Origin of the sequence: Hymenobacter armeniacus (genome assembly GCF_014699055.1) — a bacterium.
Taxonomy (GTDB): Bacteria; Bacteroidota; Bacteroidia; order Cytophagales; family Hymenobacteraceae; genus Hymenobacter; species Hymenobacter armeniacus.
The window spans coordinates 213,011-225,490 of the sequence record NZ_JACXAC010000004.1 but is presented as its reverse complement, the minus strand read 5'-3'; the positions used below and the strand labels follow the sequence as shown (position 1 = coordinate 225,490).

13 protein-coding genes are annotated in these 12,480 nt (G+C 63.5%); 8 read left to right on the top strand and 5 right to left on the bottom strand.

The genetic code is table 11. The annotated features are described in order from the left end of the window. Positions 1-51 precede the first annotated feature (51 nt). Genes IC234_RS12515 through IC234_RS12505 form a run of 3 tightly spaced genes read left to right on the top strand, consistent with a single transcriptional unit; the run spans position 52 to position 2,014 of the window. Positions 52-453: a c-type cytochrome gene (locus IC234_RS12515; RefSeq protein ID WP_190925077.1), complete on the top strand. Its 402-nt coding sequence runs from the start codon at positions 52-54 to the stop codon at positions 451-453. Between the two features lie 17 nt (positions 454-470). Beyond that, positions 471-1,064: a YceI family protein gene (locus IC234_RS12510; RefSeq protein WP_190925075.1), complete on the top strand. Its 594-nt coding sequence runs from the start codon at positions 471-473 to the stop codon at positions 1,062-1,064. Between the two features lie 26 nt (positions 1,065-1,090). Then, positions 1,091-2,014, top strand: coding sequence for a DUF5777 family beta-barrel protein (locus IC234_RS12505; protein ID WP_223827658.1), 924 nt, complete (start codon positions 1,091-1,093; stop codon positions 2,012-2,014). Between the two features lie 76 nt (positions 2,015-2,090). Here IC234_RS12505 and IC234_RS12500 read toward each other — a convergent pair whose 3' ends face one another. From IC234_RS12500 to IC234_RS12485, 4 genes are all read right to left on the bottom strand, one after another. Next, positions 2,091-2,690 (bottom strand): NifU family protein, encoded by a 600-nt coding sequence (locus IC234_RS12500; RefSeq protein ID WP_190925073.1) that lies wholly within the window; start codon positions 2,688-2,690, stop codon positions 2,091-2,093. Between the two features lie 131 nt (positions 2,691-2,821). Continuing rightward, positions 2,822-4,408, bottom strand: a complete 1,587-nt coding sequence (locus IC234_RS12495) for an alpha/beta hydrolase (RefSeq protein ID WP_190925071.1) — start codon at positions 4,406-4,408, stop codon at positions 2,822-2,824. Positions 4,409-4,647: 239 nt separating this feature from the next. Further along, on the bottom strand, positions 4,648-5,727 hold the full coding sequence (gene aroC / locus IC234_RS12490; protein ID WP_190925069.1) for a chorismate synthase: 1,080 nt from the start codon (positions 5,725-5,727) through the stop codon (positions 4,648-4,650). Positions 5,728-5,838: 111 nt separating this feature from the next. Next, positions 5,839-7,395, bottom strand: a complete 1,557-nt coding sequence (locus IC234_RS12485; protein ID WP_190925067.1) for a BatD family protein — start codon at positions 7,393-7,395, stop codon at positions 5,839-5,841. Between the two features lie 261 nt (positions 7,396-7,656). Between IC234_RS12485 and IC234_RS12480 the strand changes: the two genes are divergently transcribed. The 5 genes from IC234_RS12480 (at position 7,657) to IC234_RS12460 (ending at position 11,500) form a co-directional block, all read left to right on the top strand. Further along, complete coding sequence (locus tag IC234_RS12480) at positions 7,657-8,424, top strand: ferritin-like domain-containing protein (protein ID WP_223827656.1); 768 nt, start codon at positions 7,657-7,659, stop codon at positions 8,422-8,424. 33 nt (positions 8,425-8,457) lie between these two features. Beyond that, complete coding sequence (locus tag IC234_RS12475) at positions 8,458-9,306, top strand: ferritin-like domain-containing protein (protein ID WP_190925064.1); 849 nt, start codon at positions 8,458-8,460, stop codon at positions 9,304-9,306. A 164-nt stretch (positions 9,307-9,470) separates the two neighbouring features. Further along, the gene (locus IC234_RS12470) at positions 9,471-10,214 is read left to right on the top strand and encodes a ferritin-like domain-containing protein (protein WP_190925063.1); all 744 of its coding nucleotides are present in this window, start codon (positions 9,471-9,473) and stop codon (positions 10,212-10,214) included. A 5-nt stretch (positions 10,215-10,219) separates the two neighbouring features. Continuing rightward, the gene (locus tag IC234_RS12465) at positions 10,220-11,062 is read left to right on the top strand and encodes a ferritin-like domain-containing protein (protein WP_190925060.1); all 843 of its coding nucleotides are present in this window, start codon (positions 10,220-10,222) and stop codon (positions 11,060-11,062) included. Between the two features lie 222 nt (positions 11,063-11,284). Then, a complete protein-coding gene (locus IC234_RS12460; RefSeq protein WP_190925057.1) occupies positions 11,285-11,500 on the top strand; it encodes a hypothetical protein in 216 nt (71 codons plus the stop codon). On the opposite strand, the gene queG is transcribed toward IC234_RS12460, so the two are convergent. Then, positions 11,497-12,429, bottom strand: coding sequence for a tRNA epoxyqueuosine(34) reductase QueG (gene queG, locus IC234_RS12455; RefSeq protein WP_190925055.1), 933 nt, complete (start codon positions 12,427-12,429; stop codon positions 11,497-11,499). The genes IC234_RS12460 and queG overlap by 4 nt on opposite strands. Between the last annotated feature and the right edge of the window lie 51 nt (positions 12,430-12,480).

The window sequence follows — 12,480 nt, the reverse complement described above, 5'->3', positions numbered from 1 at the left end:
TGAAATTTCACGCCTGGTTTATTCATCATTCACTTTCTGGCGATGTTCGGTATGTCCGACAATTACACTGTATCGGCCCGGCTGCGCGCGGCGTTGGCGGGCGTGGCCCTGCTGGCGCTGGGCGCGGCGGCCAGCTGCACCTACTCGCACGGCGACCCGGCCCCGGCCTGCGACGTGGCCCGCGAAAACGTGACGTACGCCAACGTCATCTCGCCCATTTTCGACGCCCACTGCCGCGAATGCCACGGGAGTACCGTGTATTCGGTGAAGGGTGGCGGCAACAATTTTGGCGATTACCAGGCCATCAACAGCTACTTCTCGCCCAGCAAGCTGCTCGGCTGCATTCGGCACGACCCCGGCTTCGACCCCATGCCCCAAGGCCGGCCCAAGCTGTCGGACTGCGACATCCAGCGCATCGAAGCCTGGATTGCGGCCGGCAAGAAAAACAACTAACGCCCCTTCTCACTGCTATGAAACGCTCCCTTTTTCTGCTGCCGTTGCTGCTGTTGCTCTTGGCCCAACCCCACGCACGGGCGCAAAGCAAGTTCATGACCAAGGCGGGGCGGGTGTCGTTTTTCTCGGCCAGCCCCATCGAAGACATCGAGGCCAAAAACCAGGAGGTGGCCGCCGTGCTCGATTTTGGCACCGGCCAGTTGGCTTTCTCGCTGCCCGTGAAGGGGTTCGTGTTCAAGCGCACGCTCATGCAGGAGCACTTCAACGAGAACTACATGGAGTCGGACAAATTTCCCAAAGCCACCTTCACCGGCCGTTTTGTGGGGATAGACGCGGCCACCCTGGCCACCCCCGGCTCGCACACCGCCCAGGTGGAGGGCGACCTTACGCTGCACGGCGTGACGCACCGCATCAAGGTGCCGGCCACCGTGGAGCTAAAAGGCGGCCAGCTACTGGCGGCGGCCGTGTTTTCGGTGGCTCCGGCCGACTATAACATCGAGATTCCGCTGATTGTGCGCAACAACATCGCCAAAATCGTGAGCGTGCGCGTGGCCCTGGCCTGCGACCCCGTGCCCGCCGCCGTGGGCGCCACCACGCGCCCCACCAACTGATTTTCTGCCGCTTAACATCTTATTCCATGCTCCGCAATTTTTACGCTGTTTCACTTAAGGGCTTATTGCTGGTCGGCTTGCTGGCTTGGGCCGGTGCCGCCCACGCCCAAACCGAAAACGACTTGCTGCGCGACCTTGAAAAGCAAACCACCGACTCGACCAAGCGCGAGGCGGTGGCGGCTACCTTTAAGGGCACGCACATCATCAACTCGCAGTCGGTGGAAACGCCGGGCCAGGGCACGCTGGCCTTCCTCATCCAGCACCGCTTCGGCACCATCAACAGCGGCCCGTACGAGTTTTTTGGGCTCGACAACGCCGTGCTGCGCCTCAGCTTCGAGTACGGCGTCACCGACCGGCTGGCGCTGGGCCTGGGTCGCAGCTCGCAGGAGAAAACGTTCGACGGCTTTGTGAAATACAAGGCCTTGCAGCAAAGCACCGGCGCGCACCCCATGCCGGTTTCGGTCACGCTGTTTGCCTCGTCGGCCATCACCACGCTCAAGTTCAACCAAACCGCCAACACCGCCGAGCGCAGCACCGCTTCGCGCCTCGATTACACCTACCAGGTGTTGCTGGCGCGCAAGTTCAGCCCCAGCCTGTCGGTGCAGCTTATGCCCACGCTCATCCACCGCAACTACGTGGCGCTGGAAGGCATGCAAAACGACGTGTACTCCATCGGCGCGGGTCTGCGCCAGAAGCTGACCAAGCGCTTGGCCCTCACCGCCGACTACTTCTACCTGCTGCCCGGCTACGTGGCCGACAACTACCGCAACGCCCTGGGCGTGGGCGTCGACATCGAAACCGGCGGCCACGTGTTTCAGCTGCACCTCACCAATTCCAGCGGCATGGTGGAGAAGTTCTTCGTGCCCCAAACCACGGGCAACTTCTTCGACGGCGACATTTTCTTCGGCTTCACCGTGGCCCGCAACTTCACGGTGAAGTCGCGGGATTAGACAACTGGCCGCCATGCAAAAGGCCCGCTGGAACACTCCAGCGGGCCTTTTTCTTGTACTTGCGTGGCTTCGAGGACTACACCATCACGCCTTCGGCCACTACGCTTTGCACCTCGGGCACCATGCGCTTGAGCAGGTTCTCGATGCCCGATTTCAGCGTAACGGTGGCCGAGGGGCAGCCGGAACACGAGCCCTGCAGGTTCACGGTCACCACGCCTTCGTGGTAGCTTTTGAAGGTGATGTTGCCGCCGTCCTGCTCCACGGCGGGGCGCACGTAGTTGTCGAGCAGGTCGATGACCTTCTGGGCAATCTGGCCTTCCTGCTGGGTGGGGTCGCCGGCGGTGGCGGCCTGGGCGGCCTTTTGCTCGGCGGCGGGGTCGACGGTGAAAATGGGCCCGCCGGCTTCCACGTAGCTCTTCAGGAACTGACGCAGCTCGGGGATGAGCTGCGTCCAGCCCAGCTCGGGCTGGGTTTTGGTGACGGTGACAAAGTTTTGGGCGATAAACACGCGGCCCACGTAGTCAAAATTGAACAGCTCCTGCGCCAGCGGCGAATTGGCGGCGGCTTCCACGTTGGGGTAGTCCACGCTCACGCCATCGGCCAGCAGGTTGTTGTTGAGGACAAATTTCATGCTCTCCGGGTTGGGAGAAGCTTCGGCATAAATGGAAACAGACATGGCTGGGGGCTTAAAATCAAGGAGAAAGCTTGACGCGTTTGCAACGGCAAAGGTACAACCGCAACGCGGCGCTAGAGGTTGCAAATGTACCTACATTGATTGACTCGCGCCCGGGCAGCCCGGCAATGGGGCTACACCTTGTCCAGCGCAAAATATCCGACGATGGTCGCGGCCAGCACCGTCACCAAAGGCCCAAACCGTTCTGCGGGGGTGGCGCCCGTGACCAGTCCCCATCCCACCCACACCGCCGCCGCCGCCAGCAACAGGACCACCAGCGCCGGGGCCAGCCGGCCGCCCCAGTTCACCGCGGGCGAAATTTCACCCACAAACGCCGTCCTGTCGGGCTCGTTTGGGTCGGCGTTGTTGATGTACTGCGAGATGCTGCGATGGTTTCCCACTTCCAACGGGGCGCCGTGGCCCCCCGAAAAGTAGGCGTATTCCTGCACCTGCTTGCCGCTATAGGCGCCCCGGAAGCCTTCGATGCCCCCGGTGCCCACGTCGCGGATGCCCAATACCTTGTTCATCACCCGGCACAAAATGCCCACCGGCCAGTCGGCGCAGGACTTGTCGTTGCGCAACGTTTCCACCTGGTGTTTTTTAAACAATTCTCCCCAGGGATAATCGACCGGCAACACCGTGCCCGCCAGGTACACGCGCTGAAAGCGCATGTTGGGCAAACGCCGCAGGCTCTCGCCCAAAATGTAGGTGCCGTTGCTGTGCCCCACGAAATGAAAGTTGGCGTTGGGGTACTGCGCCAGCGCGTCGCTGTAGCTGTTTTTAAACCAGCGGGTGTTGGCACGCCGCACGCCGGAACGAAGGAATTTGGCCGCCGAAAAGTATCCGTAGTTCCCGATGCGCACGTCCGTGTCTGGTCGCTTCAGCACGTCCCGCAGCTGGGTGGTCCAGTCGGGGTTGAGCGCGCGAATGCCCGGCATGACGAACACCACGTTTTGGACGGCATTGCGCTCCGCTTGCTTGGCCGAGGGCGCGTCCGACGGCTGGTGCTCGAAGGTGTAGTGCATCAGCATGCGCTTGTAGTCCTCCCGCTCGCTGCCCGCGGGCAGCCAGTCCCAGCGGTGCACGTTGCTGTGGGTGGCGCCGCTCAGCCGGCGCTGTTCGCCGGTGGGCAGCTGCTCTACTTCGAGGCTTTCCGATTCATCCACGATGCTGTCGGCGTCGCCGAGCAATTGCAGCACCACGGGCTGCTGGCTGGGGGGCGTGCGGCGGAAATACCGCAGCCAGCCAATTTTCAGGTTGCTGATGAAATCGGCGCCTTGCACCGTGTCGTCGAGCAGCGGCGAAAGCCAGCGGGCCAGCCCCAGAAAAGGCACCACGCCGAAGAGTTTGGCGCCGGGCACCACCACGCCCTGGTTGGGCGCGGCAAACAAGATGATGCGCGTGACCTTGCGGGCCCAAGCGTCGACCTCTTCCCCCTCATACGTGGCGTCTACGGCGGCCAGGTAGGCCTCTCGCACGATGAGCCCGCCCAGGCTGTGGCCCAGCAACAAGATTTCATCGGGCAGCCCCTGCACTTCTGCTCTGTTGCGGATGCGGTCGCGCAGCCGCTGGGCCAGCACCGCCACGCCCTCGCGGCTAAACGGGGTCGCGCCGTGCTCATAAAACAGCCACTCGTCTTGCGCGTGGCCAGGCTGGGCCTGGGCCACCGATTTAAAATCTTCCCACTGCACGGCTTTGCCACGCAGTCCGGGAACGACCACCAGAAGGCGGCGTACGGGGGTAGATGGTTGGGGAGTCACGGCGTTGATAGAAATAGAAAAGTGAGCGAGTAACGACAGCCAAACCAAGGGCCACTGGTTGCCCGGCAGCTACGTTGCGCGCTTCTTGCCTTTCTTTCTCTACTCAAGGCAACTTGGCCGGAATGCAACAGCACGCCGACATAAAAATGAAATTAATTCATCAAATAAACAAATTTATTTATATAATAAAGTAACCTCGGCTATAACCGGTTGGCCCGGGCGCGCAGCAGCAGGTCGGCCAGCACCAGTTGGGTCATGGCTTCCACGATGGGCACGGCGCGGGGCAGCACGCAGGGGTCGTGCCGGCCGCGGCCCACCAGCGTGATGGCCTCGCCCTGGTCGTTGATGGTTTGCTGGGGCTGCAGCAGCGTGGCCACGGGCTTGAACGCGACGCGGAAGTAGATGTCCTGCCCGTTGGAGATGCCGCCCTGGCTGCCGCCGCTGTGGTTGGTGCGGGTGCGCACGGCGCCGGTTTCGTCGGTGTAAAACTCGTCGTTGTGCACCGAGCCGGGCAGCTTGGTGCCCTCGAAACCCGAGCCGAACTCAAAGCCTTTCACGGCGTTGATGCTGAGCAGCGCGTGGCCCAACACAGCGGGCAGCTTGTCGAACACCGGCTCGCCGAGGCCGGCGGGCACGTGCCGGGCCACGCCCGTTATCACGCCGCCCACCGTGTCGTGCGCGGCCTGGGCTTCGCGAATGCGCGCTTCCATGCGGGCCGCGGTTTCGGGATGCGGGCAGCGCACCAGGTTTGTGTCGATAAGGCCAAAATCCAGCTCCTGATACGCCACGGGCACTTCCACTTCGCCCACAGCCGAGACGTAGGCAGCAATTTCAACCCCAAAATGCGCCAGCAGCTGCATGGCCACGGCCCCGGCAGCCACGCGGGCGGCCGTTTCGCGGGCCGAGCTGCGGCCGCCGCCGCGGTAGTCGCGGCGGCCGTACTTCACGTCGTAGGTGTAGTCGGCGTGGCTGGCGCGGTAGGCGTGGGCAATGTGCGAGTAGTCGTCGGAGCGTTGGTCAGCGTTGGGAATGAACAGGCTGATGGGCGTGCCGGTGGTGACGCCCTCGAACAGGCCCGACTGGATGTGCACCGTGTCGGCTTCCTTGCGCGGGGTGGTGAGGGCCGACTGGCCGGGCCGCCGCCGGTCCAGCGCCGCCTGAATGCGGGCCGCGTCCACGGCCACGCCGGCCGGGCAGCCGTCGATGATGACCCCGATGCCCGCGCCGTGCGACTCGCCGAAAGTGGTGATGCGAAAGAGGGAGCCGAAGGTATTGGACATGAGAATGGTTATCAGTTGGTTGTTGTCAGTTGTCAGGGCTCGCGTGGCCCGTTGCCTACCAAACCGACAACAAGCACCAAGCAGCTAACAACCACGAAAAGCCCCGCAAAACTACGCCCGCCGGCCGGCGCGCCACCAGCCAAACGCTGCCACCCCGGCCAGCGCCACCAGCAGCCACTGGGCGTAGCGGCGCACGTCGCGGTACACGTCCACCGACTGCAGGGTGGTGTCGGCGCTGGCCAGGGCGGGGCCGTAGAAGGGGTCGTCTTCGGGCTTGGGCAGCGAGGTGGCCACTTGCGCGGCGCCGCGCACCTGGGGCCGCAGCTCCGGCCGCAGCGTGTCGTAGCGGGCCGTGGCGGGGTTGAACACCACAATGCGCAGCAGGCTATCGAGCGGCAGCACGCCGGGGCGGCGGGCCACCAGGCGGTAGCGAAACAGCTTGCGCCCGCCGCCCGGCACCGGCTCCTCGCGCACTTCCGGGCCGTACACCTCCAGGCCGGGCCGGGCGGGCCACACCGGCGCCAGCACCGCCGACAGGTTGCCCTGCCCTTCTACCCCAAACGAGTACGTGAACGACTCGCCCACCCGAAACCGCGTCCGGCTGATGGCTTCTTTCACTTTGTAGCTGCCCACCGGTACGGGGCCGCGCTGGGCCGCTTCGGGCAGGGGCCGCACCTGCACAGCCACGCCGGGAGCGTAGTAGGTTTTGTAGCCGGCCAGGCGGTTGTCCTGGCCGGCCTCGGGCTTTTTCAAGACCTTGAACTTGACCATGGTCAGGGCCAGGGGCGGAAAGCGCAGGGGCTGTGCCGTCAGGGGATAGTACACGTTTTCGGCCAGGCGGAAGCGCAGGTAGCGCTGGCCCAGGTGGCGCACGGTGTCGGGGGTCACGCTGGCGTCGGGGCCGGGCTCCTGCCAGGCGGTGGGCTGGTGCAGTTCGTGCAGCAGCGGCGGCAGCTGGTCGTTGAAGTCGTGAAACGCCAGCAGGGCCTGGTCTTCGGGCTTGAGGTAGAAATACAGCCCCACCCGCACGCCCTCGCCCACAAACACGCTGGGCCGCTCGGCCACCACGGCCAGAAACGCGTGGTCGGGCACGTCCTGGTACAGCGCGGGCTTGGGCTTGCCAAACAGCTTGTCGAGGTCGCCCACGGCCTGCAGCGGCGCGGCGGGGTTGGCCGGCTTAGTCAGGGCCGGCGCCGTGGCGGGCGTGGCCGCGGCCGGCGGGGCCGAGGCCGTCGGCGCGGGCCCCACGCGCACCGTGGCGCCGGCACTTTTCAGCACCACGCCGTTCACGGTCATCTGAAACGGCTTGATGACGATTTCGCCCTCGCCGTAGGGCACGTAGCGCTGGGTGATGGTGACATCCGTGAAGCGGCGGCCCTGCACCGTGCGCGTGGTAATGATGCGCACCTTGGTGGTTTTCTTGAAGCCCTCAAGCTCCGGAAATTCCGAGTACTTGTCGGGGGTGCCACCGCGCACCCGGAAGCCCAGCGTGAACGTGCCCGTGACCGGCAGCGTGGCCGGGCCGGGCACTAGCACTACGTCGGCGGCGGGGGCCGGGCGTGCGGCCGGGGGCGGGGGGCCGGGCTGGGCCGCCGCCGGGCCGGCGGCCCCCAGCCACCACAGCCACGCTAATATCCCAAAAAGTCTCCCCATAGGTGTTGGTGCCATTGCAGCCCCTAAAAGTAGGTTTAAACGGTGGAATCGGGATTTTATCGCAGGCTGTACGTCAAGGGTATAATCATAAATCCGGATTCTTGCAACAGAAATTTTGGCGCTATTGAATCCTTTTGAGCTTCTCCCACCGTATCTGCCTTCACAACTCCCCTCACGGTTCAGGTTTTCACTTTCCAGAACGGGCCGCTGGCCCGCGGGGGCACTGCTTTGCCTTTTCCCAAGCGTCATTCATTTTTCACCAAATCCTTCTCACCCATGTCCGACAATCTCCAGCCCCGCGGCTCCGACGACGCCACGTTCGCTCAGCCGCTGTACACGCCCATCAAGCGGCGGTCCTTCTTCATGTACGCCGGCGCTACGGCCGGGGCCTCGGCCCTGGTGCTGGCCGGGTGCTCGAAAGACTCGGACCCGGTGAAACCCAACCTGCCCACCGGCAACTCCACCACCGCTGATGGCTCCATCAGCTTGGGCTCGGGCGACGTGGGCGTGCTCAACTACGCCTATGCGCTGGAGCAGCTGGAAGCCGATTTCTATAGCAAAGTGGCCGCCCTGTCCAACGGCGCCAGCCTGCTCGGCGCCACGGAATTTGCTTATTTCCAACAAGTAGCTAAGCACGAAGCCATTCACCGCGACTTCTTCAAGGCCGCCCTTACCCGCGATGCGGCCGGGCAGGTGCTGCGCAACCTCACGCCGAAGTACCCCGCTGGCACGTTCGACTCGAAAACCACTATTCTGGCCACGGCCAAAGCGTTTGAAGACCTCGGCGTGGCCGCCTACAACGGCGCCGGCAAGCTCATCAAAACGCCGGCTTACCTGGTCATTGCCGGCCAGATTGTGTCGGTGGAAGCCCGCCACGCCGCCTACATCCGCGACTTGATTACGCCCGGCTCGTTTGCCGCCGACGACCAGGTAGCCGCCGCCTCCGGCCTCGACATGGCCATGACGCCCAAAGAGGTGCTCAATACCGCCCAGAACTTCATCACGGAGAAGCTGAGCGGCGACAGCATCGGCGTCAACGCGTAGCTCATTCCCTTCCACTCGTAATCAATCCTCGCCATGAATTTCTTCAATATAATCAATCAGCTAGCCGAAGTGGACCCCGACGTAATGGGCCGCCTCGACACCCGTCGCTCGGTATTCAACTCGCTTACGTCGATGAGCAAGCGCGCCGCAATGGCCGCCGGCCCGGCCTTGCTGGCTTCGTTCTTCACCAAGGCTTACGCAGGCACCACCGCCGGCGACCCCAAAGAGGTGTTCAACTACGCCCTGACGCTGGAGTACCTGGAGGCAGACTTTTACAATAAGATGATTGCCTCGCCGTACTTCTCCACGGCGTCGGCCGCTGCGCAGGCCGCCATCCGTCAGATTTCCAAGCACGAAACCGCCCACGTGAACCTGCTGAAGGCCGTGGTAACCGGCATCGGCGGGACGCCCACGCCGGCCGTCACGTTCAAATCAGCCACGTTTGCTTCGCTCACGTCATTTGCGGCGCAGCTGCAGGTGGCACAATTGCTGGAAGACACCGGCGTGCGGGCCTACAAAGGCCGCGCCGGCGACTTGCTGGGCCTAGCCGACGTCACCATCACCGGCATCGGCACCATCAATCCCCTGCAGTCTGCGCTGCAAATTCACTCGGTGGAAGCGCGCCACGCGGCCCACATCCGCTACATGCGCAACCAGACGCCCTGGATTACGGGCACCGGCGACCTCGACTCGCAGCCCCACTACACCGGCGCCATTCCCGAAAGCAACACCACGCAATCGAACGTGAACCTCATTGCCGCCAACTCCATCACCCCGAACACCACGTATTCGGCGGCCGATGCCGCGGCCTCGTTCGACGAAATCCTGACGCCCGCTGAGGTGACGGACAACTCGCGCGCTGGCGGCCTGATTGGCGCTTAAGTTGCCGGGCCACGGCCCTGAACATGTTTTGCTGATAAAGCCGGTTTCGCTGTTGCGGAACCGGCTTTGTTTTTTGGGCCTTTGCAACCATTGAACAGGTAGCGAGTACCTTTGCAGTAGCTCGTGGCCCGAGGTTTCGGGCCGGCCGATTGATTTAACTACGCATGTCTGAACACTCTTTCTCGCCTGCCTGGCGGGCCCAGCCGCTGGGACGGCGCGGTTTTTTGCGGGTTTCGGCAGCTTCTGCCGCCACGGTGGCGCTGGTAGCTGCCACGGGGTGCGACACCTCGACCCCGGAGCCCGTGCTCCCCGACCCGAACCTGATAACGCTGCCCGCCGGCGACAACGGCCTGTTGTATTCCCTCTACCTGCTGGCGCTGGCGAAGGCCACGCTGTACCAGAAGATATACGAAACGCCGCCTACCGACCTGACGACCGCCGAGCGCGCCATTTTTTCGGACCTGCGCGACCACGAGGTGGCTTACCGCGAGCTGCTCCACCTCATCCTCGACCCCAACTACCTCGACCCCACCAAGGCGGCGCAGCTTTTCCCCACCGATTTTGCCTTCAAGCTCACTTCGTTCACGCTCACCACGCGGGCGGGGGTGCTGGTCGCGGCCCAGCAGCTCGAAGACCTGGCCGCGGCCACGTACCCGGTGATGGTGCCGCTGCTGACCAGCAGCAACCCCTACCAACGCGTGCTGCTGCTGAAGGCCGCCTCGGTGCAGGCCCGGCACGCCGCCGTGGTGCGCGACCTGCTCGCGCCCGGCTCGTTTGCCAACGACGACGTGGTGAACGCCGCCGGCCAGCTCAAGCCGAAGACTCCGGTAGAGGTGAACACCGCCCTGGCGCCGTTTTTCGCTCCTTACGTTATTTCCGTCGCCAATTTGCCCGTTCCCGTCCTATGAAGCTGATGTCCATTCTTGACCACGTAGCGTCTGCCCCCGCCGCCGCAGCGCCGCGTCGGGCCTTGTTTCAGCAGCTAGGCCGGGCCGCCGTGGCCGCGCTGCCCCTGGGCCTGGGCGCGGCCCTGCCCGCCGCCGCCGAAACCAAAGACACTTCCCTCGACGCCCTGACCCAGCTCCTGCTGCTCGAGCGGCTGGTGTCGGCGTTCTATACCCGGGCGCTGGCTAACACCAGCCTGATTCCGGCGGCGCAGGTTCCCGACTTCCAGCGCATCCTGCGTCACCAGACGCAGCACGTGGCCTTGTTCACGCAGGCCCTGCAGGACAGCGGCGCCATCATGCCCGCCATGCCCACCTTCGACTTTAGCGGGCAGCGCAACGTACCTGGCAACCCCGTGCTGTTTCCCAACGTGCTTACGGCCTACGACGATTTCCTGGCCCTGGCGCAGCAGCTCGAAGACCTGAGCGCCCGCCTCTACCGGAGCCAGGTGTTCAACATCTCCTACGACCCCAAGCTCTACAAAGCGGCCCTGAGCATAGTGGCCGTAGAAGCCGAGCACTCGGCCCACGTGCGCACCCTGCGCCGCAACCGCGGCGTGGCCGTGAAAAGCTGGCCCAGTGCCACCGATGCCGCCATTGCGCGGCCGGCAGCGGCCCAGGTGCTGGCCACGGCCGCTACCGGCGGCGAAGACAATCTTGCGCAAGAGCAACAGGCCGGCGTTCTGGTGCCCTTTGCCTCCTTGCTGAGCGTATTGCGCCTCACTTTCGTGAGCGACCCCTCAGTGGCTGAGGCATTTGACGAGCCCGTAAGCACTGCCGTAGCGCAGGCCGCCCTCAGTTTGTTCTATTAAATAGGGAAATATAGAACGATACATAATTTTGGCATTCCCCGGAAAAAGAGCGGCCCAGGCTGCTCTTTTTGCGTATTGGGGCACCCGGGCCTGGCCGCGCCCCTTGCGCCTCTTGCGCTACGCCGCCTTCATGTAGTATCTTTCTTATCAGGTGGCTGCCAAGCTCTTCCCGGAAGCTCAAGGCCCCTCTACTCTCTTCCCCTCCCCGTATTCTTTGATGCTATGCTAGACTACGTGAAAATGATTCTGCTCAAAGTCAGTTTCAGCAAAGCGCTGTTCGAGAAAGAGCTGCGCAAAGCCATCAAGATGCTGGTGCCCGCCGAGCTCACCGATTTTCGGGCGTGGTGCTACCAGCAGTTTGCGCGTGTGTACCGGCGGGTGTTGAAAAAGGTATTCGGCAACCCTCAAGGCGCATTGCCGGTGGTAGCGCTGGGCTAGTCTCCGGCCACAAACCGAATGTTGCGCTTCAGCCCCTCGTAGCCCGTGCGTTTCACGGCCGACTGGCGAAACAACTCTGAGAACAATTCGTTGGTAATCTCGCGCCAGTCGCCCGGCGTCAGGTCTTTCAGACCGGGCGCGGGGTCGAACTGCGGCTCGTTGTGCGGCTTCGAGAAACGGTTCCAGGGGCACACGTCCTGGCAGATGTCGCAGCCGAACACCCAGTTGCCGAACTGCCCGGCCACCTCGGTCGGAATCTGGTCCTTGAGCTCGATGGTGAAGTAGCTGATGCACTTGCTGCCGTCTACCACATAAGGCTCGGTGATGGCCTGGGTGGGGCAGGCGTCCAAGCACTTGGTGCAGGTGCCGCAGTAGTCGCGGATGGGGCCGTCGGCGGGCAACTCCACGTCCACAATCAGCTCGGCAATGAAGTAGAATGAGCCCGTGCCGGGCGTTATCAGGTTCGAGTTTTTACCTACCCAGCCGAGGCCAGATTTCTTCGCCCAGGCCTTGTCCAGCACCGGCGCCGAGTCGACGAAGCAGCGGCCGCCAATTTGCCCGATTTCGGCCTCCATGTCAGCCAGCAGCGTTTTCAGTTTGTCTTTGATGACGAAGTGGTAGTCGCGGCCGTAGGCGTATTTGCTGATTTTGAGGGTATCGTCGGGCTGCTGGGCTTCCGGCGCGGGGTAGTAGTTGAGCAGCAGCGAAATCACCGATTTGGCACCGTCTACCAGCAAGCGCGGGTCGAGGCGCTTGTCGAAGTGGTTTTCCATGTAGCCCATCTTGCCATTCATGCGGCGCGTGAGCCAGGTTTCAAGGCGCGGGGCTTCCTCTTCCAGAAAATCTGCCTTCGAGATGCCGCAGGCCATGAAGCCCAGCTCGGCCGCGCGGCGCTTGATGAAAGGAGCCCATTGGGACTGAGGAAGCATGGGCAACGAAAGAAACTGCGGTGCAAAGAAACAGGAAACGCGCCGCTGGGG

Bases quoted from the DNA above. Each gene is read 5' to 3' on its own strand.
- IC234_RS12515 (WP_190925077.1), top strand. From the start codon at position 52: ATGTCCGACAATTACACTGTATCGGCCCGGCTGCGCGCGGCGTTGGCG.
- IC234_RS12510 (WP_190925075.1), top strand. From the start codon at position 471: ATGAAACGCTCCCTTTTTCTGCTGCCGTTGCTGCTGTTGCTCTTGGCC.
- IC234_RS12505 (WP_223827658.1), top strand. From the start codon at position 1,091: ATGCTCCGCAATTTTTACGCTGTTTCACTTAAGGGCTTATTGCTGGTC.
- IC234_RS12500 (WP_190925073.1), bottom strand. From the start codon at position 2,690: ATGTCTGTTTCCATTTATGCCGAAGCTTCTCCCAACCCGGAGAGCATG.
- aroC (WP_190925069.1), bottom strand. From the start codon at position 5,727: ATGTCCAATACCTTCGGCTCCCTCTTTCGCATCACCACTTTCGGCGAG.
- IC234_RS12485 (WP_190925067.1), bottom strand. From the start codon at position 7,395: ATGGCACCAACACCTATGGGGAGACTTTTTGGGATATTAGCGTGGCTG.
- IC234_RS12480 (WP_223827656.1), top strand. From the start codon at position 7,657: ATGTCCGACAATCTCCAGCCCCGCGGCTCCGACGACGCCACGTTCGCT.
- IC234_RS12475 (WP_190925064.1), top strand. From the start codon at position 8,458: ATGAATTTCTTCAATATAATCAATCAGCTAGCCGAAGTGGACCCCGAC.
- IC234_RS12470 (WP_190925063.1), top strand. From the start codon at position 9,471: ATGTCTGAACACTCTTTCTCGCCTGCCTGGCGGGCCCAGCCGCTGGGA.
- IC234_RS12465 (WP_190925060.1), top strand. From the start codon at position 10,220: ATGTCCATTCTTGACCACGTAGCGTCTGCCCCCGCCGCCGCAGCGCCG.
- IC234_RS12460 (WP_190925057.1), top strand. From the start codon at position 11,285: ATGCTAGACTACGTGAAAATGATTCTGCTCAAAGTCAGTTTCAGCAAA.
- queG (WP_190925055.1), bottom strand. From the start codon at position 12,429: ATGCTTCCTCAGTCCCAATGGGCTCCTTTCATCAAGCGCCGCGCGGCC.